This is a genomic window from Virgifigura deserti (genome assembly GCA_003576685.1).
Taxonomy (GTDB): Bacteria; Pseudomonadota; Alphaproteobacteria; order Dongiales; family Dongiaceae; genus Virgifigura; species Virgifigura deserti.
On record QOZR01000004.1, the window covers coordinates 391,973 to 414,151 of the forward strand.

22 protein-coding genes are annotated in these 22,179 nt (G+C 65.1%); 8 read left to right on the plus strand and 14 right to left on the minus strand.

What is annotated here, in order from left to right; genetic code table 11:
- The first annotated feature begins 133 nt into the window (after nucleotides 1-133).
- Both DT069_RS09600 and DT069_RS09605 read left to right on the plus strand, forming a co-directional pair.
- Nucleotides 134-1,162, plus strand: a complete 1,029-nt coding sequence (locus DT069_RS09600; RefSeq protein WP_162913092.1) for an alpha/beta hydrolase — start codon at nucleotides 134-136, stop codon at nucleotides 1,160-1,162.
- Nucleotides 1,163-1,388: 226 nt separating this feature from the next.
- On the plus strand, nucleotides 1,389-2,225 hold the full coding sequence (locus tag DT069_RS09605) for an endonuclease/exonuclease/phosphatase family protein (RefSeq protein ID WP_119460067.1): 837 nt from the start codon (nucleotides 1,389-1,391) through the stop codon (nucleotides 2,223-2,225).
- A 9-nt stretch (nucleotides 2,226-2,234) separates the two neighbouring features.
- Here DT069_RS09605 and DT069_RS09610 read toward each other — a convergent pair whose 3' ends face one another.
- The 6 genes from DT069_RS09610 to DT069_RS09635 all read right to left on the minus strand — a co-directional run bounded on the left by DT069_RS09610 (nucleotide 2,235) and on the right by DT069_RS09635 (nucleotide 9,812).
- Complete coding sequence (locus tag DT069_RS09610) at nucleotides 2,235-5,096, minus strand: cation-translocating P-type ATPase (protein ID WP_119460068.1); 2,862 nt, start codon at nucleotides 5,094-5,096, stop codon at nucleotides 2,235-2,237.
- A gap of 74 nt (nucleotides 5,097-5,170) precedes the next feature.
- Nucleotides 5,171-5,566 carry a cupin domain-containing protein gene (locus DT069_RS09615; protein ID WP_119460069.1) on the minus strand — a complete coding sequence of 132 codons (396 nt, stop codon included), beginning with the start codon at nucleotides 5,564-5,566 and terminating at the stop codon, nucleotides 5,171-5,173.
- Nucleotides 5,567-5,669: 103 nt separating this feature from the next.
- Nucleotides 5,670-6,551: an ABC transporter permease gene (locus DT069_RS09620; protein WP_119460070.1), complete on the minus strand. Its 882-nt coding sequence runs from the start codon at nucleotides 6,549-6,551 to the stop codon at nucleotides 5,670-5,672.
- Nucleotides 6,548-7,447 (minus strand): ABC transporter permease, encoded by a 900-nt coding sequence (locus tag DT069_RS09625; protein WP_425450128.1) that lies wholly within the window; start codon nucleotides 7,445-7,447, stop codon nucleotides 6,548-6,550. The genes DT069_RS09620 and DT069_RS09625 overlap by 4 nt, the downstream gene beginning before the upstream one ends.
- Nucleotides 7,448-7,455: 8 nt before the next feature.
- Nucleotides 7,456-8,544: an ABC transporter ATP-binding protein gene (locus tag DT069_RS09630; protein WP_119460071.1), complete on the minus strand. Its 1,089-nt coding sequence runs from the start codon at nucleotides 8,542-8,544 to the stop codon at nucleotides 7,456-7,458.
- An 89-nt stretch (nucleotides 8,545-8,633) separates the two neighbouring features.
- Nucleotides 8,634-9,812, minus strand: coding sequence for an extracellular solute-binding protein (locus DT069_RS09635; protein WP_425450129.1), 1,179 nt, complete (start codon nucleotides 9,810-9,812; stop codon nucleotides 8,634-8,636).
- Between the two features lie 413 nt (nucleotides 9,813-10,225).
- Between DT069_RS09635 and DT069_RS09640 the strand changes: the two genes are divergently transcribed.
- Nucleotides 10,226-10,894, plus strand: a complete 669-nt coding sequence (locus DT069_RS09640) for a TerC family protein (protein WP_119460072.1) — start codon at nucleotides 10,226-10,228, stop codon at nucleotides 10,892-10,894.
- Between the two features lie 101 nt (nucleotides 10,895-10,995).
- A complete protein-coding gene (locus DT069_RS09645) occupies nucleotides 10,996-12,537 on the plus strand; it encodes an alkaline phosphatase family protein (RefSeq protein WP_119460073.1) in 1,542 nt (513 codons plus the stop codon).
- Between the two features lie 25 nt (nucleotides 12,538-12,562).
- Here the strand turns inward: DT069_RS09645 and DT069_RS09650 are convergent, their stop codons facing one another.
- Nucleotides 12,563-12,970 (minus strand): hypothetical protein, encoded by a 408-nt coding sequence (locus DT069_RS09650; RefSeq protein ID WP_162913093.1) that lies wholly within the window; start codon nucleotides 12,968-12,970, stop codon nucleotides 12,563-12,565.
- 360 nt (nucleotides 12,971-13,330) lie between these two features.
- On the opposite strand from DT069_RS09650, the gene DT069_RS09655 reads away from it, so the two are divergent.
- Nucleotides 13,331-14,959, plus strand: a complete 1,629-nt coding sequence (locus DT069_RS09655; protein WP_425450130.1) for a Na/Pi cotransporter family protein — start codon at nucleotides 13,331-13,333, stop codon at nucleotides 14,957-14,959.
- A 726-nt stretch (nucleotides 14,960-15,685) separates the two neighbouring features.
- Nucleotides 15,686-16,735 carry a ketopantoate reductase family protein gene (locus DT069_RS09660; protein WP_119460075.1) on the plus strand — a complete coding sequence of 350 codons (1,050 nt, stop codon included), beginning with the start codon at nucleotides 15,686-15,688 and terminating at the stop codon, nucleotides 16,733-16,735.
- Nucleotides 16,736-17,075: 340 nt separating this feature from the next.
- Here DT069_RS09660 and DT069_RS09665 read toward each other — a convergent pair whose 3' ends face one another.
- A complete protein-coding gene (locus DT069_RS09665) occupies nucleotides 17,076-17,501 on the minus strand; it encodes a MerR family transcriptional regulator (protein WP_119460076.1) in 426 nt (141 codons plus the stop codon).
- A gap of 92 nt (nucleotides 17,502-17,593) precedes the next feature.
- Here DT069_RS09665 and DT069_RS09670 point away from each other — a divergent pair, with 92 nt between their 5' ends.
- Both DT069_RS09670 and DT069_RS09675 read left to right on the plus strand, forming a co-directional pair.
- Nucleotides 17,594-18,019, plus strand: coding sequence for a mercuric transporter MerT family protein (locus tag DT069_RS09670; RefSeq protein ID WP_119460077.1), 426 nt, complete (start codon nucleotides 17,594-17,596; stop codon nucleotides 18,017-18,019).
- A 67-nt stretch (nucleotides 18,020-18,086) separates the two neighbouring features.
- The gene (locus tag DT069_RS09675; protein ID WP_119460078.1) at nucleotides 18,087-18,302 is read left to right on the plus strand and encodes a GDCCVxC domain-containing (seleno)protein; all 216 of its coding nucleotides are present in this window, start codon (nucleotides 18,087-18,089) and stop codon (nucleotides 18,300-18,302) included.
- An 82-nt stretch (nucleotides 18,303-18,384) separates the two neighbouring features.
- Here the strand turns inward: DT069_RS09675 and DT069_RS09680 are convergent, their stop codons facing one another.
- From DT069_RS09680 to DT069_RS09705, 6 genes are all read right to left on the minus strand, one after another.
- Nucleotides 18,385-18,861: a DoxX family protein gene (locus tag DT069_RS09680; RefSeq protein WP_119460079.1), complete on the minus strand. Its 477-nt coding sequence runs from the start codon at nucleotides 18,859-18,861 to the stop codon at nucleotides 18,385-18,387.
- The gene (locus DT069_RS09685) at nucleotides 18,858-19,661 is read right to left on the minus strand and encodes an HvfC/BufC family peptide modification chaperone (protein ID WP_119460080.1); all 804 of its coding nucleotides are present in this window, start codon (nucleotides 19,659-19,661) and stop codon (nucleotides 18,858-18,860) included. Before DT069_RS09685 ends, DT069_RS09680 begins: the two co-directional genes overlap by 4 nt.
- Nucleotides 19,645-20,532 (minus strand): MNIO family bufferin maturase, encoded by an 888-nt coding sequence (gene bufB, locus DT069_RS09690; protein ID WP_119460081.1) that lies wholly within the window; start codon nucleotides 20,530-20,532, stop codon nucleotides 19,645-19,647. The genes DT069_RS09685 and bufB overlap by 17 nt, the downstream gene beginning before the upstream one ends.
- 16 nt (nucleotides 20,533-20,548) lie before the next feature.
- A complete protein-coding gene (locus DT069_RS09695) occupies nucleotides 20,549-20,848 on the minus strand; it encodes a BufA1 family periplasmic bufferin-type metallophore (RefSeq protein WP_119460082.1) in 300 nt (99 codons plus the stop codon).
- Nucleotides 20,849-21,356: 508 nt separating this feature from the next.
- Nucleotides 21,357-21,803, minus strand: coding sequence for a hypothetical protein (locus tag DT069_RS09700; protein ID WP_425450131.1), 447 nt, complete (start codon nucleotides 21,801-21,803; stop codon nucleotides 21,357-21,359).
- Between the two features lie 51 nt (nucleotides 21,804-21,854).
- Nucleotides 21,855-22,052 carry a hypothetical protein gene (locus DT069_RS09705; RefSeq protein ID WP_119460084.1) on the minus strand — a complete coding sequence of 66 codons (198 nt, stop codon included), beginning with the start codon at nucleotides 22,050-22,052 and terminating at the stop codon, nucleotides 21,855-21,857.
- Nucleotides 22,053-22,179: the final 127 nt, after the last annotated feature.

A 22,179-nucleotide genomic window follows, 5' to 3' on the forward strand; every position in this document is an offset into this window, starting at 1 on the left:
ACGCACGAGCCGACGGCCGCGGCCGAACTATGATAGCATATTCCCGCGTGGCGGGGGCGGACTCTTGGTGTGATGGTTCCAACGCTTGGGAACCAGGCGTTGCGATAAGACCATCGGTTGCCGGAGGTGCAGTGTGCGGCTCCCCTTTCCCCTGCTGCTGCTCGCTCTGCTCTGCGTTCGGCCGGCCGCCGCCGAACTGCCCAGCGCGGAGGCCTTCGGTGAGGGGCTGGCGCAGTTCCAGCGGCATTATGCCGGCCTGCTGAAGTCGGGCGCGCTGAAGCTCGGGAACGAGCCGCGCCTCCTGCATCATGGGCGGCCGACCGAAGATGCGATCGTCCTCGTCCACGGCCTCTCCGACTCGCCCTTCTACATGCTCGCGGTCGCCCGCGCGTTCCATCGCGCGGGTGCCAATGTCGTCCTGCCGCTGCTGCCCGGCCACGGGCTGAAGGCGCCCGGCGCGGCGATGCGAAAGCCGGACCTGTTCGAGGGATGGCGGGCCGAGGTCGACATGGCGGTCGCGGTCGCGCGGCTGCTCGGCGGCCGCGTCTCGATTGGCGGGCTGTCCACGGGTGGCGCGCTGTCCGTCGACAAGGCATTGCGCAGCCCGGCGGAGATCACGGGCGGGCTCTTCCTGTTCTCCGCGGCGCTCGAGCTGCGGCACAAGGGGGAGATCGCCGGCCGGTTCGGGACCGCCGCCCACATGGTCGCCGAGTTCGTCGATTGGAACACGCTCCGAAAGCTCGGCTGCGATCGGTTTCCGGGCATCGGGCGAAACCCGTACCGCTATCCGCTGGTCCCGCTCGTGGGGGCGGACGAGCTTGCCGACCTCATCGAGAGCGTGAACAGGTCCTATGGCGCGGCCGGGCAGCCCCTGACGCAGCCGGTCTTCGCCGTGCATTCGACGCATGACGACGCGACCCGCGTCGACGGCGTGCTGCGGGTGCTCGGACACACCAGCGGCAACACGGCGCTGCTGCTTCTGTCGACGCCGGTTGTGTCGCATGCCAGCGTCGTCCTGGCCGAGGATGTTCCCCTGGACCAGGACGCGAAGGTTCCGCCCTGCGTGGAGGGGCGCGAGATCGTCGCCGACCGAAACCCGCTCTTTCCGGAGATGATGCGCGCCGCGATCGGCTTCTTCGACGGGTTCGTCCGGACGCGGTGACGTCACCTTGCGGGCGGGCCGGATCCCCGACCCCGTTTCGTCCCATGACAAAAGCCGCGCGCGGGCCTATGTTCATGTCACCGTTGACGCGACGCGGGGGATGCAATCCAATCCGTTTCGGCGATGTGCCGACCTGCCCCATGACGCAGGCATCTTTGTCCTGAGCCGGGGCCGGCGCCTTGATATGTGAGAAGCGAGGGCGAAAGACGCGGTGCTGAGAAGAATCATGGGACGACCGAGAACATCCCGGCGATCAAGCCTTTTTTCTGCTTTGCAGCAGGGGAAAACCTACATATCGGGCAGCGGCGAGTGGGAGCCGGCGGGCACGGCGATCGCCTCCTACAACGTCCATAAATGCGTCGGCCTGGACAAGCGGTTCGATCCCGAGCGCATCGCGACGGTCATCGGCGAGATCGACGCCGATATCATCGCCTTGCAGGAAGCGGACCGGCGGTTCGGAGACCGGGCCGGGCTTCTCGACCTCGCCCGACTGGAGCGCGACTGCGGCCTTCTTCCCGTCCCGGTGACCGGCCGATCGAACGGCCACGGATGGCACGGCAACCTCCTGCTTTTCCGGGACGGAACCGTTCGCGACGTGCATCAGATCAGGCTGCCGGGCGTCGAGCCGCGCGGGGCGCTCGTGGTCGATCTGGACCTGGACGCCGGCCCATTGCGCATCGTCGCGGCACATCTGGGATTGCTGCGCCGGTCACGCGCGCAGCAGGCCGAAGCGATCCTCGCGGCCGTCGAGGCAGACGGCGCGATGCCGACGCTGCTGCTGGGAGACCTCAATGAATGGCGGCTCGGAAGCCGCTCCTCCTTGCAGAGCCTCAATCCGGCCTTCGGGCCGTTGACCGCCGGCTTGCCGAGCTTTCCGTCGCGGTTCCCCCTGTTTGCGCTCGACCGCATTCTCGGGAATCCTCACAACCTAGTTTCCGCCATCGAAGTGCATGACACCCCGCTGGCGCGGATCGCTTCGGATCATCTGCCGATCAAGGCCTGGATCGATCTTGACGGCGCCGCGTCGCAGGTCCCGTCCCAGGATGGGAAGATAGCCGCCTGAACATCGGCATCAGGCGACCGAAGGGGGCCGGCGACCACCCTGGCCCGTCATACGAATAACGACCTTGCTCAATTCGCGCAGCCACAGCACCGAGCTCGCAACCGCCGCGCAAGTTAGCCAGTCGGCGACGCTCAGGCTCACGGTCGAGAACGCTTCGCGCAGGAACGGCAGGTAGATCACCGCGGCCTGCAGGAGGAGCGACAGGGCGATAGCCGCCCAGAGCCACCGGTTCCGGAAGAGCCCGCCGAACGCGCTTCGGTCGTCCGAGCGTGCGTTGAAGACGTTGAAGAGCTGAAACAGCACCAGCGTCGTGAACGCCATGGTCTGCGCGTAGGCCAGGCTGCCGGAGCCTTCGATCAGGCCGCCGGGAAGCGACGCATCGAATATGATGAGCGTTCCAACCGCCATCACCAGGCCGACGAAGACGATGCCGGCCCACATGCGGCGCGTGATCACCCCTTCGCCGCGCGGGCGCGGCGGCCGCCCCATCGTTTCCGTATCCGCCGGGTCGACGCCGAGCGCCAGAGCGGGCGCGCCGTCGGTGACCAGATTGATCCAGAGGATCTGCGTCGCCAGCAGCGGCAGAACGAGGCCGCCATTGCCCTCGGCCGTCAGCCCGATCACCTCCGCCAGCAGCACGCCGAAGAACATCGTCATCACCTCGCCAATGTTCGACGAGAGCAGGTAGCGCAGGAACCTCCTGATGTTCGAGAAGATCGCCCGCCCCTCCTCCACCGCCGCGACGATCGACGCGAAATTGTCGTCTGCCAGCACCATGTCGGCGGCCTGCTTCGAAACGTCCGTTCCGGCAATGCCCATCGCCACGCCGATATCGGCGGCCTTCAGGGCGGGCGCGTCGTTGACGCCGTCGCCCGTCATCGCGACCGTCATTCCCTCGCGCTGCAATGCCTTCACGATCCGCAGCTTGTGCTCCGGATTGACGCGCGCATAGACCGACAGGTCCCGAACCGTCCGGTCGAGCGCGTCCTCCGGCATGTTCTCCAGCTCCGTGCCCGTGACGGCGCGGCCTTCGCCCGCAATGCCGAGTTCGGCGGCGATGACCGAGGCCGTCTTGGGATGGTCGCCCGTGATCATCATCGGGCGAATGCCGGCGCCCTTCGCGCGGGCGACCGCATTCCTCGCCTCGTCGCGCGGCGGATCGATCATTCCGATCAGGCCGAGGAAGACGAGGTCCTGCTCGACGCGCTCGTCGAAGGCCTTGCCCCCGGGCGCCTCGTCCCCGGGCGCATCCTTCGGCAGCAGGCGGAAGGCGGCTCCGAGCGTGCGGAGCCCCTCGCCGGCAAGGTCTTCGTTGTTCGCCAGAATCTCCTCGCGGCGCTCCGCCGTCAAAGTCCTCGCCTCCTCGCCCACCAGTTCCTGCGAACAGCGCGCGAGCAGGACGTCCGGCGCACCCTTGGTGAAGGCGACCAGCCGCTTCTCCTTCTCGGCGTCGCTGTGGATCGTGCTCATCAGCTTGCGCTCGGACGAGAAGGGCACCTCCGCGATCCGGGCGAAGCGGGCGGCGAGCGCTTCATCCTCCAACCCCGCCTTGCGCGCCGCGACGATCAGCGCGCCCTCGGTCGGATCGCCCTGCACCGTCCAGCGCCCGTCCTGCTCCTGCAGCACGGCGTTGTTGGCGCGATCGGCGGCGGAGAGAGCGCGCGCGAACTCGACCCGGAGCGGGCCATCGATCGCTCCGCGCCCGTTCCGCCCCCCGGCCCGCCGCACATCGCCTTCGGGTGCGTAGCCCGTGCCGCTCAAGTCCACGCGGCCGCTTGCGGTGACGACCCGACGCACCGTCATCTCGTTCCTGGTCAGCGTGCCGGTCTTGTCGGAGGCGATGACGTCCGCCGAGCCCAGCGTCTCGACCGCCGCGAGGTGGCGGATGATCGCGTTCCGCTTCGCCATGCGCTGCACGCCGAGGGCGAGCACCGCCGTCACCACCGCCGGCAGCCCTTCCGGCACCGCCGCCACTGCGAGCGCCACGCCCAGGATGAGCACGTCGAAGATCGCGGAGAAGCCGCGCACATCCTCGACCAGAAGGATCGTCGCGATCATCACGGCGGCAATGACGACGACGATGATCCCGAGCAGCTTGCCGACCCGATCGAGTTCCTTTTGCAGCGGCGTGGTCTCATCCGGCGCTTCCTTCAGCATGCCGGCGATGCGCCCCATCTGGGTGTGCATGCCCGTCGCCGTGACCACCGCGCGCCCGCGCCCATAGGTCGCCGCCGTGCCGCTGAAGATCATGTTGTGCTGGTCGCCCAGCCCCTTCTCCTCCGGAATCGCGGCGATGTCCTTCGCCACCGGCAGGCTCTCGCCCGTGAGCGCCGCTTCTGCCGTTTGCAGTGCGGAGGACTGAATCACTCGCGCGTCGGCGGGAACGGTATCGCCTTCCTCGACGAGGATGATGTCCCCGGGGACGAGTTCGGCCGCCTGCACGCTCTGTTGGACACCGTCCCGAACGACGCGGGCCTGCGCCGCCGACATCTGCCGCAGCGCCGCCACCGCCTGCTCCGCCCGAGCCTGCTGAAGATAGCCGATCAGGGCGTTGAGCAGCACGATGGCGAAGATCGCCATCGCCTCGTAAGGCAAGGCGGAGCCGCGCTCATAGAGCCACAGCCCCGCGGAAACCGCCGCCGCGACAAGCAGCAGGATGACGAGCACATCCGTGAACTGGCCGAGGAACTTCTTCCAGGCGGGTACGGGCTTTTCCGCGACCAACCCGTTCCTGCCATATCGTTCGAGCCGCGATCGCGCCTCGTCCTGACTCAGGCCGCGCTGCGCATTGATGCCGAGTTCGGCCAATACATCGTCAACGGACTGCCGGTATGGAGTCATCGGAGTTGGCGAAGAGGTCGCTCTGCCCATCCTGCTCTGCGGGCCTGCTTGGCTCTGCCGGAGTCTGCACGCTTCGACGGCGGAGCACGCGGCGGGCTCCCGGATTACTCCGTCGTCTTCCCGTCGAAGTGCTCGTGCTCGGCCTCGGCTTCGGTCTTGGTCCGATGCACGACCGCATCCCGGTGCTCGGGCGGGCCGTAGAGGGTATAGAGCTTCAAGGGCTCGGCGCCGGTGTTGATCACGTTGTGCCGCGCGCCGGCCGGCACGATGACGGCGAAGTCATCCTCGATCCGGTGGCGGGTGCCGTTGATCAGGACCTCGCCGTTCCCGTCCTCGACGCGGAAGAACTGGTCGCGATCCTCGTGCGTCTCCTCGCCGATCTCCTCGCCCGGCTGCAAGGTCATCAGCACCAGCTGTAGATTCTTTCCGGTATAGAGGACGCGGCGAAAGTCGTCGTTGCGCTTCGTGGCCTTCTCGATATCGTCGACGTAACCCTTCATGGGGTCCTCTTTCTGACGGTTGAGCGGAGCGCATTGGCAGTCTCAGTAGAACGCCGGGGCAAAGCTGGGGTTCCCGGCCGTCGCGCCGGGCGGATGCAGGGCTTCAAGCGCGTGCGGGTTCGGCGGCAGCCGGGGTCGGCGACCCTCGGTCGTCTCCTGCCGTGGCGAGGCGAGCGTGGGCCCTTGCGAGTGCGCTGCGGGCGCGCTCGCGGCGGCGCAGCAGCTCATAGGCGATGGCGCCGGCGACGGTGAGGAGGATAAAGATCACCGCCAGAGCGTTCACCGCCGGGGTCAGGCCGATGCGCACCTTGCTGGCGAGATAGACCGTCAGCGGGCGGTCGCTACCATAGACGAAGAGCGTGGTGTTGTAGTTCTCGAAAGACTGCAGGAAAGCGATGAAGGCGGCCGAGAGAATCGCCGGCATCAGAAACGGGATCACGATCCGCCGGAAGGCCTGCAGATGCGACGCGCCGAGGTCGAGCGCCGCCTCCTCCAGTGCAGGATCGAACCGCTGCAGCCGGGCCATGAACATCAGCATGCAATAGGAGGCGATGAAGCTGGTCTGGGCGAGCACCGTCAGCAGGATACCGCCCGCCACGTCGAAGCGTCGCCAGAAGACCAGGGTCGAGATGCCGAGAATCACACCTGGCGTCAGGACCGGCGAGACCATCACGCCATAGAGGAGCGTGCGGGCGCGTGACTGGAAGCGCGTGAGGAGAAGCGCGGCGGCAAGGCCGATCGGCACCGACAGCGCGACGACACCCAGGCCGATGATCAGGCTGTTGACCAGCGACTCGCCCAGCATCGGATCGGCGAACAGCTCGCCGAACCATTTCAGCGTGCCGCCCTGCCAGGGCAGGACCGAGGGGAAACGGCTGTCGTTGAAGGCCGCGCCGACCATGAAGAACAGCGGCAGGAAGAGATAGGCAAAGAAGACGGTCAGATAAAGCCCGACGAAGATGCGGATCACGGCGGAGGAGGTCATCGGGCGATCTCCGTCAATCCGACGCGGAACAGCCGCATCATCGCTAGGATAAAGAGGATGCAGAGGACGAGCAGGATGAAAGCGTAGGCCGCGCCCTGATTCCAGTTCAGCCCTTCAAAGAACTGCGCATAGATGACCTCGGTGAACCAGCGCGACTGCGGGCCGCCGAGGATCGCCGGCACCGCATAGCTGCCGGCCGCGAGCATGAAGGTCATGATGCAGCCGACGGCGATGCCGGGCTTGGCGTGGGGGATCGCAATCCGCCAGTGGATGCGCCACCAACCGGCACCGAGATCGCGCGCCGCCTCGACCTGGTTGCGGTCGAGCGATTCGAGACTGCTGTAGATCGGGAAGACCATGAAGAGCACATAGGCGTAGACCATGCCCACGAGCACGGCGGGAATGGTGCCGAGGAAGGTGATCGGCTCGGCGATCAGCCCCGCTTCGGTAAGCACCGTGTTGAAGAGGCCGTTGCGGGCCATCATCAGGAACCAGGCGAAGGCCCGCAGGATCTCGTTCACCCAATAGGGCACGATGAGGCCCAGCACCAGAAGCGCCGCGCGCCGGCCGGACGCGACCTGCGCCAGGTAATAGGCGATCGGATAGCAGACGGCGAGCGCGACGGCGGTCACGAGCGCACTCGACCAGATCGTCTTGAAAAAGATCGCCAGATTGATCGGGTTCGAGAACAGGGTGACATAGTTCTTGAGGGTGTAGACGTCCTCGGGCCCGCCCTGCCGGCTGGGCGGAAGACTCGGCCGGAAGGAGTAGTCGACCATCAGGATCTGCGGCAGGACGACGATCACCAGCACCCAGACGGCGCAGGTCAGGACGATGGAGGCGGACATGACGACGCCGTAGCGGCGCACGAACTCGGCGACTGCGGCCGGCATCATGAGGCGCATCAAGGGGCCGCCGACGCCGCGTCCGGCAGCACGATCGCATGGTCCGGACGAAAGGCAACGCGCGCTGGATCGCCTGGTTGCGGCAAGTCCTGCGAACCGTCATTGGTGACCTGCAGGACGATGTCCCGCTGCCCCGCCCCCCGCAGGATCAGGTTCACGAAGCTGCCCTCGAAGCTGGCCTGCAGCACGGCGCTTTCGATCGCATTCTCGACCGCTTGGCCGTTGACGAGGCGCAGGCGCTCGGGCCGCGCGAAGAGGACGGCGCGATCACCCGCCGCGAGCGATCCGCCCGCCCGCCCGCGGACGGGGCCGAGCGGCGTGTCGAGGACCGCGAAGCCTTCGGCGACGGCGCTGACGCGGCCATGGAACGGATTGTTCTCGCCGACGAAGGACGCGACGAACGGCGTCTGCGGCGCGTCATAGATCTCGGCGGCCGTCGCGATCTGCTCGATACGGCCCTGCGACATGACCGCGACGCGGTCCGACATGGTCAGGGCCTCGCCCTGGTCATGCGTGATATAGACGAAGGTCACGCCCGTCCGCCGCTGAATCGCGCGCAGCTCGCCCCGCATATGCTGGCGCAGCTTGAGGTCGAGCGCACTCAAGGGCTCGTCCAGAAGCATCACCTTGGGCTCGACCGCCAGGGCGCGCGCGATCGCCACGCGCTGGCGCTGGCCGCCGGAGAGCTCCATGACCTTCTTGTCGGCGGCATCGGGCAGCGCGATCAGATCGAGCAGCTCAAGCGCGCGGCGGCGGCGCACCGCCTTCGCAACGCCGCGGACCTCCAGGCCGAACGCGATGTTCTCGGCCACCGTCATCAGCGGAAACAGCGCCAAGTTCTGGAAGATGAGCGCGGTCGGCCGCTTGTTCGGACCGATGCCCGCCATCTCCTGGCCGCCGATGAGGACACGGCCCTCCGACGGCTCGATGAAGCCCGAGATCAGCCGGAGCAGCGTCGTCTTGCCGCAGCCCGACGGTCCGAGAAAGCTGAAGAACTCACCCGATCCGATCGTCAGGCTCGCATCCCGCACCGCCGTGAACGACCCGAACCGCATGGTTACGCGGTCAAGCTTAACATCGTTGCTCATTCCGTTTCTCCCCTGGCGCCAAACCCGAGAGAGCCGGTTCCGCGGCAGTGGCGGAACCGGCTCGCCCGGATCGGTTTCTGCCACGCGCGTCAGGCCGCAAGCAGGCGGTCCTTGTACTCGTTGCGGATGTTGGAGAGCAGGAGATCCTCCGGCGGCCACCACCACAGATTGTCGATGGCGTCCCCGGGGTAGGCCGCGGCGAAGTTCTTCGCATAGACCTCGCCGGCATGCTTGTCGGCGCCGGCCGCGCAGCTGTTGTAGCCCGAATTGACCACATGCAGCGCCGCGGCCTCCGGCGTGTAGTACCAGTTGATATAGGCATAGGCCTGCTCGACATTCTCGGCATTCTTCGGGATGGCTATGCCGTCGAGCCAGGTGATCGCCCCTTCCTTGGCGGCGATGTAGCGATATCTGCCGTTGCTGTCGGTCATCATGCGCATACCGGGGCCGTCCCAGATCTCGCCGATGACGCAGCCGTTCTGCAGGAAGGCCGCCTCGGTCTCCTGCGCGTTCGTCCAGAACTGATTGACCCAGCCCTTCTTCTCGACGGCGAACTTCAGGATCTCGTCATAGACGCGGCGGAGCGACTCCTCGTCCTTGTAGGTGTCGAGCATCCGGTTCGACGGCACCTGGCCGGTCGCGTCGAGATAGAGACCGAGGCCGGTCATGTAGGAGCTGGCACGGACCGTCACCTTGCCGCGCATCGCCTCCTCCCAGAGCGTGCCGTAGGAGGCCTCGCCATATTGAAGGGGCAGGGCCTCGCTGTCGAAGGCAATCGATTCGGTGCCCCAGTTGAACGGCAGGTTGTAGCGCTTGCCGTTCTGCACACCGCCGAGGCTCTTCGAGGAGGCCCAGATCGACGGGATGACGCCGTCGACGTTCACCTTGTTCTCGTCGATCGGCTGAAGCAGCTCGTACTCGACATATTGCGGCGTCCACGTGACCGACGGGTTGATTACGTCGTAGCCGCTGCCCTCGGAGGCGCGCATCGCGTTGAACACCTCGTTGTTGGTGCCATAGGTGGCGACCGTCAGCTTGATCCCCGTCTTCTTCTCGAAATCGGCCACCATGTCGGGATAGATGTAGTCGCCCCAGCTGAACAGCTTGAGCTCGCCGGAGGACGAGAAGGCATCCCTGACGATCCAGGGGCCGATGCCGGCGACCGTGCCGGCCGCCGCCGCTCCCTTGAGAATGGTGCGCCGGGTGAAGTGCCGAGCGGCGCGTTGCGTGGCGGCGCTCGAACGCCGCTCCTTCGATGTGCTGGTCACGACTTCCCTCCGAGGACTTAATGAATTCCTAATGGGGCGCGACGGTAGCGAGCATCCATTACGGATGCGTGATGCAATGATGTTGTTTTCATGCGGGAGACAGGCCACCCCCAGGCCACCCTACGGAGCCCGTCGAATCGCGTCTTGAGTTTTCCGGATCATATGCTACATCGAGGGCACCAGGCCGGGCCCCTCTGGCAGCTCGACGAGCTGTGATGTCGGACTGGATGCCAGGGAGCGGCCTGTTCGTGCCTTCCGTCGCGGAATTGCGATTCTCTGAATAGGCGCATCGACCGGTTCCGGTCGCGGCGTGGGAGTCGCTGTTTCGGAAAACCTCGCCGACACTCGTCCGCGCGAGGGACGATGGATCGACCCAAGTCGCTTCCCCATCTCGCCGAAGAGGAATGCGACGTATGGGTGAATTTCTGAATCCGGATATGATATCGGCGTTTCTCCAGGTCATCATGATCGACCTGGTGCTCGCCGGGGACAACGCGATCGTCATCGGCCTTGCCGCCGCGGGCTTGCCCAAGGAACAGCGAGCCAAAGCGATCCTGCTCGGGATTATCGCGGCCACTGTGCTGCGCATCGGCTTCGCCGCCGCCACGACCCAGCTTCTTCAGATCGTCGGACTACTGCTGGCCGGCGGCATTCTGCTTCTGTGGGTCTGCTGGAAGATGTGGCGCGAACTGAGGGAAAGCGCGCATGAGGAGCAGCAGGCCGAGGAAGCGCTCGCCAACAAAGATCTCAACGCAGACGGCTCGATCGCGGGCGGTGCAGCGCCTCGCAAGACCCTCGCCCAAGCCGCATGGCAGATCATCATCGCCGATGTGTCGATGTCGCTCGACAATGTGCTCGCCGTTGCGGGCGCGGCGCGCGAGCATCCATGGGTCCTTGTCTTCGGTCTCGGCCTGTCGATCGCGCTCATGGGCATTGCCGCCTCGTTCATTGCCCGCCTTCTACAGCGCCATCGCTGGATCGCCTATGTCGGCCTCGCGGTCATCCTCTATGTCGCGCTCGAGATGATTTACCGCGGCACGCTGGAGGTCTGGCCCCACGCCATGGCCTTGGCCGGCGCCTGACGTTTAGCTCGATCGCGGGGATGGCGCGACGGATTGCCTGGACAATCGGTCGCGCCATCAAGAACATTGGCAGCGGTGTTTGAGAAGGCGGGGCATCCTCCATGGCGGCGTTGCGAAAGGTTTTGTTCATCTCGGCCGACCAGTGGCGCGGCGAATGCCTGTCGACGCTTGGGCACCCATGCGTGCGGACGCCGCATCTCGACGCGCTGGCGGCCGAGGGGGTGCTGTTCCGGCGCCACTACACCCAGGCCTCGCCCTGCGGGCCGGCGCGGACCAGCCTGCTGACCGGCCTCTATATGATGAACCACCGCTCGGTGCGGAACGGGACGCCGCTCGATGCACGCCATACCAACTTGGCGCTGGAGGCTCGCAAGGGCGGGTACGAGCCGACCCTGTTCGGCTATACCGACACCAGCGTCGATCCGCGCGGGCGGGCGCCGGGCGACCCGGCACTCAGGACCTATGAGGGCGTGCTGCCGGGCATGGCGGTGGGGCTGCAGCTTCCCGACCATATGGCGGCCTGGATCGCCGATTTGAAGGCGAAGGGCTACTCGATCGGCGGCCGGGAGGACGTCTACGACCCGGTGCCGGATTATCCGGGCGCCGAGGGGCGCGGCGCCAGCTTCCGCCCGCCGGTCTTCACGGCCGAAGACAGCGAGACGACATTCGTCGCCGACGCGGTGCTGAAATTCCTTTCGGTGCGGCAGGATCAGCCCTGGTTCGTGCATCCCGTCTTCCTGCGGCCGCATCCGCCGCTGGTCGCGCCGGAACCCTATAACAATCTATATGACCCGGCCGCGGTACCGATGCCGGTGCGGGCCCCCTCGCCCGCCGCCGAAGCGGCGCAGCATCCATTCCTCGCCTATGCGCTTGAGGACCCGCCGGACCTCGGCTGGTATTGCGACGAGCGCATCCACCTGCCGGAGATCGAGGAGCGCGAAATGCGGCAGATCCGCGCCACCTACTATGGGCTGATCAGCCAGGTGGACGACCAGATCGGCCGGCTGATGGCGCATCTGAAGGCCACCGGCGAGGACGAGCATACGCTGGTGGTCTTCACCTGCGATCACGGCGAGATGCTGGGCGACCACTGGCTTTGGGGCAAACCGGGCTATTTCGATCCGTCGTTCCACATCCCGCTGATCATCCGCGACCCGCGGAAGGAGGCGGACGGGAGCCGCGGGCGGGTGGTCGAGGATTTCACCGAGGCGGTAGACGTCATGCCGACGATCCTCGACTGGCTGGGGCTGGAGGTGCCGCCGCACTGCGACGGACGCTCGCTGCGTCCCTTTCTGGACGGCGAGAGGCCTACGGACTGGCGGCAGGAGGTCCACTGGGAATACGACTTCCGCGATCCGGTGAACCAGCGGCCGGAAACGGCACTGGGCCTCGCGAGCGACCAATGCACGCTGAACGTGATCCGCGACCGGCGGTACAAATATGTCCATTTCACCGCCCTGCCACCGCTGCTGTTCGATCTGGAGAGCGATCCGCAGGAGCTGGTGAACCTGGCAGAGGATCCGGCATATGCACCGGTGGTCCTCGCCTTTGCGCAGAAGATGCTGTCCTGGCGCATGTGCCATGACGAGCGGACACTGACCGGGCTGTTCCTCACCAAGGACGGTGTGGTGGAGCGGCGGTGATGAAGCCGCTCCACCGCCTGCGCCTCTACTTCACGATAATCGTGCCTCGGTAAGTATCGCCCCTCGTATTCGGCATGAAATATTCGAACGGGCCGGGGCGGATCGGTACGAAGGAGATCGTGGCCGTGCCCTCCTCGTCGAACTCGATCGAATCGAGGCCGAGCGGGCGGACCTCGATCCCAATGAAGCGGAAGAAGTTCGGCGCGGCGATCGCCATTTCCGAGGTGCCGTCGCTCTCGATCTCCCAGCGATAATATTGGCCGGCCTCAAGCTCTATCGGCTCTTTCGGAAAGGCCTTTCCCGCCGACAGCGAGAGCGGCTCCAGGTCCACGGCCTTGGTCAGCAGATTCGCCGCGCCAACCGGCAGCGCCAAGACGCCATAGAGCATCGCAGGGACGCTTAGAGAAAGCGTTCGTTTGATCAGACCCCTCATTCCCGTCTTCCTTTTCATGTTGCGAGGTTCAATACATAGCCGAATGGCACGCCGACGCGGCAGGCTACGGCGCGACGGCGACGTGGCATATCCGGCCCTCGGCGAAGGATGGCAATTGATCTACTGGACCACTGGGTGCAAAAAGTCGCACCAGCGTGTAGGCTTCGCTAACTAATGTTACGTTTTTATGACAAGATGCGTCGGGGTGGGATGCCCGGTTTGCCCGGTCATCGGCAAACGACATCCCCCCTCCGGCGCAACGGTCCGAAACACAGCCATCGCAACGGGAGGCCCGCGGCCTGACCGCGCGGCGCTTCATGCGATGCTAAGGAGACGATCATCGACGGAACGTATTTTCTGGTGAACCTGCTCGGCGCTGCGGCGCTGCTGCTTTGGGGTCTGCGCATGGTGCGGACGGGCGTGTTGCGCGCCTATGGCGGCGATCTGCGCCGGGTGTTAGGCCGCAGCATGAGCAACCGCTTCTCGGCGCTGTTCAGCGGACTCGGCATCGCCATGGTCCTGCAGAGCAGCACCGCGACGGCGCTGATGGCAGCCTCCTTCGCCTCGCGCGGCCTGGTCCACACGGCGCCGGCGCTGGCCATCATGCTGGGCGCGGACGTCGGCACGACGCTGGTGGTGCAGATCTTCTCGTTCAAGCTCAACTGGCTGTCGCCGCTGCTGATCCTGATCGGCGTCATCGCCTTCAACACGGCGCGCTCGACGCGGGCGCGCGACCTGGGGCGCACCGCGGTCGGCCTCGGCCTCATCCTGCTGGGGCTGCAGCTGATCTCGGCGACGGCCGAGCCGATGCGGCAGTCCGAAGTGCTGACGATGGTGCTGGGCGCGCTCGGCGACGAGCCGACGATCGCGATCCTCATCGCCGCGTTGCTGACCGTGCTGTCGACCTCTAGCCTCGCGATCGTGCTGTTGATCATCTCGCTGGTCGCGGCCGGCGTGGTGTCGCTGCCGCTCGCCTTCACGCTGGTGCTGGGCGCCAACCTGGGTAGTGCGGTGACGCCGCTGATCGCCACGATCGGCGCCGAGCCGGAAGCGCGGCGGGTGCCGCTCGGCAACCTGTTGTTCCGGTTGGTGGGCGTGGTGATCCTGCTGCCGGTGCTGTCGCTGGTAACGCCCTATCTCGCTCTCGTCGAGCCGGAGCCGGAGCCGGTGCGGCAGGTCGCAAACTTCCATACCGCGTTCAACCTTGCGCTGGCGGTCCTGTTCATCGGGCTGACCGGACCGGTCGCGCGGCTCTGCACCCGGATCTTCCCCGACAGGCTGCTGCCCGAGGAGACGGCCCGGCCGCGCCATCTCGATCCCGGCGCGCTGGAATCGCCAGCCGTCGCCATTGCCAACGCGGCGCGCGAGACGCTGCGCATGGGCGACATTGTCGAGAAGATGCTGCGCCAGAGCCTCGACGTGTTCCGCAACGACGACCGCAAGCTGTTGCGCGAGGTGGAGAGCCGCGACGACGATATCGACGGCCTGCACGAGGCCATCAAGCTCTACCTGACGGAGGTCAGCCGCGACGCGATCGACAGTCGGGATAGCAAGCGGCTGATCGACGTCATCACCTTCACGACCAACCTCGAGCATATCGGCGACATCATCGACAAGAGCCTGATGGAACTGGCCGCCAAGAAGATCAAGAACCGGCTGCAGTTCTCCGACGAGGGATTCAGGGAAATCTGCGACATGCATGGCCGGCTGATCGAGAACCTGACGCTTGCACTCAACGTCTTCATCGCCGGAGATCCGAAGATGGCGCGGAAGCTTCTGGAAGAGAAGATCGTCTTCCGCGAGCTCGAGCGCACCGCCTCGGAGAACCATCTGGCCCGGCTGCGTAGCGGCAAGAAGGAGAGCATCGAGACCAGCAGCCTGCATCTCGACGTGCTGCGCGACCTGAAGCGGATCAACTCGCACCTCACCTCCGTCGCCTATCCCATCCTGGATGCGGCCGGCGAGCTGAGCCGCTCGCGGCTGAAATAGGCGGTCCGCTGCTGACGGTTCGCCGCCGAACGCCGCGCTCCTCATGCCAAGGGGTTCTATTAACGTGTTGCAGATTTAACCCCCTGTGAACGGCGTATCCTCGGCTTGAGCATTTTTGGTCCGCTGCGGTGACACTGCTGCGCTTTGCCTCTGGGTCACTACCGCTTTCTGTGTGAAAGCCAATTTCGGACACACCGGAGACCGTGGCCTTCGGTTTGGAGGCCGCAGTCGGACCGAAGGTGAGTTGAAGTTCGCGTGATTCTGCGGACCTTCAGACTCCAAAGTGCACCAACTGTATCGACGCGGAGGCCATGCGTGACAAGGCGATCGGAATGTGGCGGAGAAGCGGCCTCTATCCAGCAACGGTTCCTTAGCGCAGGCCGGAGGCGGCGCGAACATCATTGTGGATGTCAGACTCCGGTAGCAAAGCTCGCCACCTTGCTCGGTAGCATAACTGGGACGGGATGACGGCCGGGCAATCTTCCGCCTGTCTTGTTCGGGAATGGCGCGCCGGAGAGGGCGAAAGGGAGAACATGGAGTTGCGATACCTGTCAATTGCAATAGACGTGGCCGCTCCGTGCCCGAAGGAACCGCTCCACATATGGTTTAAGGTCTGGCCTGCCGCATTCCTTCGCCTGAGCCGATTCCTGATCTAACGGAAATTTGCAGCCTAGCTTGGCTTGAGGCGTTAGAAATCAGTCTAGCGTAATCTCTGGGAGAGCAAGCATGGCGCGCGACATTCTGATCCTTGGGGCCTCGTATGGCTCATTGCTGGCGACGAAGCTGCTGATGGCCGGTCACAACGTGACCCTGGTCTGTCGGAAGAAGACTGCCGAACTCATCAATCGCGACGGTACTCAAGTTCGCATTAAGCTGCGCGACGAGGCGATGCACCGGCCAATCTTCTCGCGCGATCTGCCTGGGACCTTGGACGCGGCCTCGCCCGAAGACGTCGACCTTTCCCGCTATGACCTCGTTGCTCTTGCCATGCAGGAACCGCAATACACCAACCATACGATCCGGGTTCTGTTGATCAAAATCGCGTCGGCGAAGCTGCCTTGTCTCTCGATCATGAACATGCCGCCCTTACCCTATCTCAAACGGATCCCGGCGCTGGCGGAAATGGAGCTGGAGGAGGCCTATACCAACGCCCAGGTGTGGGAACGGTTCGAGCCGGGACTGATGTCGCTCTGCTCGCCCGATCCGCAGGCATTCCGCCCGCCGGAGGAGGCGGCGAATGTCCTGCATGTCGGCCTGCCGACAAATTTCAAGGCAGCGACATTTGCAGATGAGGCGCATAACTCGCTGCTTCGGGAGCTGGAAGCGGATATCGCCGCGCTGACGCTGGATGGCCAGGACGTTCCGGTGAAGCTCAAAGTGTTCGACTCGCTGTTCGTCCCTCTGGCTAAATGGTCGATGCTGCTAACCGGGAATTACCGCTGCGTCACGCTGCATGAGCCGCGGTCGATCCGCGATGCGGTGCACGAGGACCTGAAGCTCTCGCAGTCGATCTATAACCATGTGGATGCCATTGCTCAGCGTCTGGGGGCCGACCCGAAGGATCAGGTGCCTTTCGAGAAATACGCCAAAGCGGCGGAAAGCCTCCTCAAACCCTCGTCAGCGGCCCGGGCGCTGGCCGCTGGAGCGCCTTTCATCGAGCGGGTCGACCTGCTGGTGAAGTTGATTTCAGATCAGCTTGGCATGCCCGATGCCGAGATCGACCGCACGGTCCAGATCGTAGATCACAAGTTGAACGATAGGATCGTACCGGGCTGACCCTGCGCGCTGTGACATGCTCCTGTCGTTACCGAGAATTCCATCCGGGGTGGTCGGCGCGGGCAGATCAGGTAACCTGACCGGACGATGGCCGAAACACGTTAATAGAACCCCTTGCTCCTCATGCCGAGCCGTTCCGCATAGGTGTGGAACGCTTAACCGCCGAGGGCGAGAATCCCCGTGATCTACAAAGGGTCGCGAGGATTCCGCCATGCCGAAGATGTCTTCGGGAGCGGTCAAGCCGTGGCTGCCGCCCGCCGGCGATGGCATTGAGGTCAATCTCTGCCGCAATCCGCTTTGCGAGAACTATGCCGCTGGTGACGGCGCCTCGCGGACGAGCTCAGCCGCGCCCGGCGGGCTCGAACAACGCCTCCACAATGGGACAATCCAGCACCGCACCGCCCTCGCAACGGGAGGCGATGCCGTTCAGCGTCTGCTCCAGCCGCTTCAGATCGCGGATCTTCTGCCGCACGTCGTCGAGATGTTCAACCGTGACCGCCCGGACATCCGCGCACGCATAGGCGTGCCCGCCGTCGACGAGCTTCAGCAGGCTGCGTACCTCGTCGAGCGTGAAGCCAAGCTCGCGGGCCCGGCGGATGAAGGTGAGCCGCGCGACGTGCGCGTCCTCATACGCGCGGTGACCGCCTTCCGTGCGCGCCGGGGGCGGCACCAGGCCGATTTTCTCATAATAGCGCACGGTCTCAATGTTGACGCCCGTGCGCCCCGACAACTCGCCGATGGCGAGACGCTGAGCCCTGCCGTTCATGGCCACCTCCGCACAGTGAAAATATCCCTTGAACCTGTAGTTGCTACAGATCTCACCTTGATGGCAAGCCATCAGAAAGAGGCTGCATCGACATGAGTGGTCAAGTGGAACGCAGCGCCTACGCACCGCCCGGAACACCAACGCCGGTCGCGGGCGGGCGACGCTCGAAGACCCTGCTATCGGCGGGCGGTCTTCTGGCCGCGCTCGCCACGTCGTCCTGCTGCCTGCTGCCGTTCGTTCTCTTCACCCTCGGCATCGGTGGGGCGTGGATCGGCAACCTGACGGCCATGGCGCCATACCAGCCAATTTTCCTCGTGCTCACGATCGCCCTGCTCGGCACGGGCTTCTACCGGGTCTACCACAAGCCGAAAGCCGCCGTTGCCGTCTGCAGTCCGGGACCGGCGTGCGCCGACCCGCGTGCGGATCGCGTCGCGAAGACGGTCCTGTGGAGCGCGACTGTCCTGGTCGTCGCCGGGATCGCCTTCCCGTGGCTTGCCCAGCTTCTCATCGAAACGTGAGGGATAAAGAGGGCGCAGGGCTTGATCCGGCCGAGGACGGATCTGTTCTCAAGCACCGGAAACGCGCATGATTGAACTTCTCTCGACCATTATCTGTCCCACCTGCGGGCATCGGAAGGCCGAGACGATGCCGACCAACGCTTGCCAGTTCTTCTACGACTGCGAAGGCTGTGGCGCGCTGCTCAAGCCTGAGACCGGAGACTGCTGCGTATTTTGCTCCTACGGTACGGTGTCATGCCCGCCGATTCAGGGCCAGAGACGAGGCGGGTGTTGCCCAAGCTGAGGCAGCGCACTCCCCTGTCGGCAGTGCGCACAAGATTCAGGCTCGACTGGATCGTACGCGGCCTTGCCGTCCAGACCAACTATCATGCCGGCTTCGAGCGCAGCCGGCGCCAAAGGAGGTAGTCGAGGGACAGTGTCCCGGCGCCTCGGCACAACAGCACGAGCAGCATGGCCGCCCATTGAATGTGCGTCGGCCAGGCCCCCGGAAAGACGAAGACCTGGATTACCGCCGTCATGCCGAGAAGTACGGCCGCAGCCGGGCGCGTCAGGAGCCCCAGCATAAGTAGGGGCGGACAGGTTACCTCGATCGCCAGTGCCATGGAGGCCGCCACCGCAGGCGGCAGAATCGGCACTTGGTATTCCTGGGCGAACAGATACAGCGTCGTGTCCCAGTTCGCGAGCTTCACCATCGCCGAGTTCCAGAACACCGTCGCGGCGGCCAGGCGAAGCGGCAGCGCGAGCAACCAATAGGGCACCGCTTCCAGCCAGCGCAGGATGCGCAGAACGAGAGCGGTGGGCGCGGAGACGATGTGGGTCGTCGAGATCCTGACATGCGTCATGCGGCTCCTCCTGAACACCTTAACGACTCGCTGGTTGATCCAAGCCAAAAGCCCGAGAGGCAGCCCCTCCCCACCTGTTCAGCGAGCGCCCTCGCAATATCCAGGTCGGGAAAGGAGTCGATCAGGGAGCCCAGTGTTTCTCCGGCGTGGAGTCGCGCGGCAAAGCGCCACGCCTGCGGATCGAGGCGCCGTGCCTCGACGCCGTCGGGGCCGCGATGCACGACGAGCCAAGCCGGGCCGCTCGACAGGTCGATAGCGGCCATGGCGCGTTCGCTGCCGCTCAGAACGGCGCCGGCAATCTCGTCGGCGGGAAAGCCGAGGCGCAGAAGTCGTAGCGAGGGATGCGGCATGAAGCAAAGCGCTTCGTGCTGCTCTTTCTCCACATCCGCCAGCATTGCGATATCCAGCACCGGCGCGTCGGGCGCGTTCGCGGCGATGCTGAGTGCCCATTCGAAGCGCGCCACGTCCGGGAGATAGACGAGCTCAGCAGCAGACGGAAGCGCCGCGAGGAAATCGGCGAAGGCGTCGCCGTAGTCGTTCAGATAACCGGTACGCGGTGGACACTCCCGCATGAACCGCGCGGCGGCCATGTCGAAGAAATTCCGCCCGACCAGCCGCTCGACGGCGCGGTAGGCGAGACGGAGCGAGTCGGCGAGCACCGACTGCGCCGTGTTGCGATAGATGCGCAAGCGCTCTTCCGGCGCGATCCCGCCACCGATGATCGCTTCGGCAATCGTGCCATCCTCGCCGAAGCGGAGGCTCGCGCCGAACGCACGCTGAAGTTCATCTAGCGTCGGCATTACCTGCCCCCCGCGCCGCGTTGAGCCGCCGCTCGGCCATGGCCGCCTCGTCCAGAAGCACCGCCAACGGCGGCAGGTCGGTGTCCCATTCGATCAATGTCGGAACAGGACCGAACAGCGCCACGGCCTCGTCGTAGAGATGCCAAACATCGCGGCAGACGCGGGCGCCGTGATCGTCGATGCGGATCTTGCGGCCGTCGCCCAAGTCCTTCAGCGTATGCCCAGCGAGGTGGATCTCGCTCACGCTCTCAGGCGGCAGAGCACGCAGATACCGGTGTGCGTCGAAACCGTGGTTGCAGGCGCTCACGAAGATGTTGTTCACGTCGCACAGGATGCTGCAGCCGGTGTGCCGTGCAACAGCGGCCAGGAACTCCCACTCCGGAATCGGCGAGTGGCGATAGCGCAGATAGGAGGATGGATTCTCGACGAGGATGGGCCGCCCGAGATGCTCCTGAACGTGCGCGACGTTGCGGCACATCACCGCGAGCGCCTCCTCGGTCATCGGCAGCGGTAATAGATCGGCCACATAGACGCCGCCCGTCATGCTCCAGGACAGGTGTTCGGAGATGAGGCCCGGCTCGATGCGTTCGACGAGGCGCTTGATTCGCTCGAGATGAACGCGGTCGGGGCCCTCGGCGCTGCCGAGCGAGAGCCCGACCCCGTGCAGCGAGACCGGGTAGTCGCGCCGGATCGCGTCGAGATATGCGAGCGGTCTGCCGCCGCCCATGTAGTTCTCGGTGTGGACCTCGAGCCAGCCGACCGAGGGCCGCTCGTCCAGCACAGGCTGGTGATGGCAGAAGCGGAGCCCGATCCCCGCCGTGGCGGGGATCGGGGCGGTCGCCCACGCCTTTGGTGTGGAGGAGCTGGACACAAACTTCCCGTCGCGGTCAGGCGGCCGTGGTGCTGCCACCGGCGATCTTCGAACAGTCACCCTTCGGCAGCAGAACGAACGATGCCGGATCCCGATCCTGCGTTGCCTGCCCGGCGCAGGAATGCGCACCCTCGGCGCAGTCGTTCTTTCCCTTGGCGGCGATGCCGTAGCACTTCTCCAGGTTGCCTTCTTGCATCCGCTCCATCGTCTGAGCCTTGGGATCCGTCTGCTGCGCGCCGGCCGGAAAGCCTTGGGCGGCCAGCACCAGACCGACGGCGGCGGCGAGCGTGGACGCGGCAAGCGTAGTACGGTTCATGGGACGACCTCACCTGTTGTTGAATTCCCCGGATTGGGAACTTGCACTAGGAAGGTTCGACGGCCGCGCCGGAAGGGTTACACTCGACGAGCAAAAATCGTCGAGTTCTGCGTTGTCAGCCCATCGCTCTACCGAGAGCGCCGCTCGAACGGAGCAAAACGTTGGACCAATCGCTAGTGTCCCGATCGGGAAATTCGAATGATCGAATTTCGCGTGAACCGGCACACTAACTTATTGAAAACTTATTGAACCATCACACTAGGGACGAAGCGCCCGTTCGCACTGTGGCTGGCCGCCATTGCCAAGCGCCACGTCACCGACCGGCTCTGAAAGCAGGGACAATCTCGATCGCGGGAACCTGCCCTGGAATAGCAATTCGCAAAATCGAGATCACTGTTCGTCCCTAACGAGCACCGGGGCAGACTCTTTGATCAGAGCCCGCCGCCACAGACCGCTGTCGATTCGGTCACTTGCCATTGCCCCCAGAGGCCCGACCGAAGGCGTCGAACTATCGCGCTATAGCCTTGTAGGCCCAGGCCAGCACGGCACCAAAGACGATGTGGCTGAGGATGCTGACCCAGTTGCGGGCTTCGGCGAACCAGGGGAACAGGGCCGAGGCGAAGCCGTAGAAGTTAACGAGGTAAAGGGTTAGCCCGAACGCGGCGCCCGCGAGGAGCGCCAAGCCCAGGCCGAGGCCCCACCGCCACAGGATCCAGGCGAGGATGAAGCCGTAGACGATCGACAGCACAAAGTGGATGACCATCGCAATCATGAGGACGCCCAGGTCGAAAGTGGCCGGCGGGGGCAGAACGTCCCGGCCCATCACCATCGCCGCGATCATGCGCGGCGGGCCCCACGGGCTGCCCATCCCGGTGACCGCCACCAGGATCATCTCCAGCATCATGAAAATCGCGCCAGCGATGAGCCCAGCCCAGAGAGCGGCCTTCCAATCCATTCCCTTCCGTTCCGCGGCTGTTGAATGCGTGTGTGCCATGGCCCGTAGTCCCTATTTATTGCGGGTCGGCAGCCCGAAGATGATCAGCGTGTGCCCCATCGGCGCGTGGGCCAACTCGCGGGTGAGGCCGTTGAGCCAGCCGCCCCAGCCGGCGGCCAGGGCCACGTACTGTTTGCCGTTGACCGCGAAAGTCCCCGGTGTGGCGTGGGTGGCGGCGAGTGTGGATGTGGTGCTTATCTTGCGGGTCACGGAAAGACCTCACCTGCTGTTGAATTCCCCGGAGCGGGGGATTGCGTTAGAGAGGTTCGATGGCCGTGCCGGAAGGGTTACACTCGACGAGAAAAAATCGTCGAGTTCTATCTTACCGGCTCGAGTG

Coding starts and splice junctions, on each gene's coding strand:
- DT069_RS09605 (WP_119460067.1), top strand. CDS start 1,389: ATGGGACGACCGAGAACATCCCGGCGATCAAGCCTTTTTTCTGCTTTG.
- DT069_RS09610 (WP_119460068.1), bottom strand. CDS start 5,096: ATGGGCAGAGCGACCTCTTCGCCAACTCCGATGACTCCATACCGGCAG.
- DT069_RS09615 (WP_119460069.1), bottom strand. CDS start 5,566: ATGAAGGGTTACGTCGACGATATCGAGAAGGCCACGAAGCGCAACGAC.
- DT069_RS09620 (WP_119460070.1), bottom strand. CDS start 6,551: ATGACCTCCTCCGCCGTGATCCGCATCTTCGTCGGGCTTTATCTGACC.
- DT069_RS09625 (WP_425450128.1), bottom strand. CDS start 7,447: ATGATGCCGGCCGCAGTCGCCGAGTTCGTGCGCCGCTACGGCGTCGTC.
- DT069_RS09630 (WP_119460071.1), bottom strand. CDS start 8,544: ATGAGCAACGATGTTAAGCTTGACCGCGTAACCATGCGGTTCGGGTCG.
- DT069_RS09640 (WP_119460072.1), top strand. CDS start 10,226: ATGGGTGAATTTCTGAATCCGGATATGATATCGGCGTTTCTCCAGGTC.
- DT069_RS09645 (WP_119460073.1), top strand. CDS start 10,996: ATGGCGGCGTTGCGAAAGGTTTTGTTCATCTCGGCCGACCAGTGGCGC.
- DT069_RS09650 (WP_162913093.1), bottom strand. CDS start 12,970: ATGAGGGGTCTGATCAAACGAACGCTTTCTCTAAGCGTCCCTGCGATG.
- DT069_RS09660 (WP_119460075.1), top strand. CDS start 15,686: ATGGCGCGCGACATTCTGATCCTTGGGGCCTCGTATGGCTCATTGCTG.
- DT069_RS09665 (WP_119460076.1), bottom strand. CDS start 17,501: ATGAACGGCAGGGCTCAGCGTCTCGCCATCGGCGAGTTGTCGGGGCGC.
- DT069_RS09670 (WP_119460077.1), top strand. CDS start 17,594: ATGAGTGGTCAAGTGGAACGCAGCGCCTACGCACCGCCCGGAACACCA.
- DT069_RS09675 (WP_119460078.1), top strand. CDS start 18,087: ATGATTGAACTTCTCTCGACCATTATCTGTCCCACCTGCGGGCATCGG.
- DT069_RS09680 (WP_119460079.1), bottom strand. CDS start 18,861: ATGACGCATGTCAGGATCTCGACGACCCACATCGTCTCCGCGCCCACC.
- DT069_RS09685 (WP_119460080.1), bottom strand. CDS start 19,661: ATGCCGACGCTAGATGAACTTCAGCGTGCGTTCGGCGCGAGCCTCCGC.
- DT069_RS09695 (WP_119460082.1), bottom strand. CDS start 20,848: ATGAACCGTACTACGCTTGCCGCGTCCACGCTCGCCGCCGCCGTCGGT.
- DT069_RS09700 (WP_425450131.1), bottom strand. CDS start 21,803: ATGGATTGGAAGGCCGCTCTCTGGGCTGGGCTCATCGCTGGCGCGATT.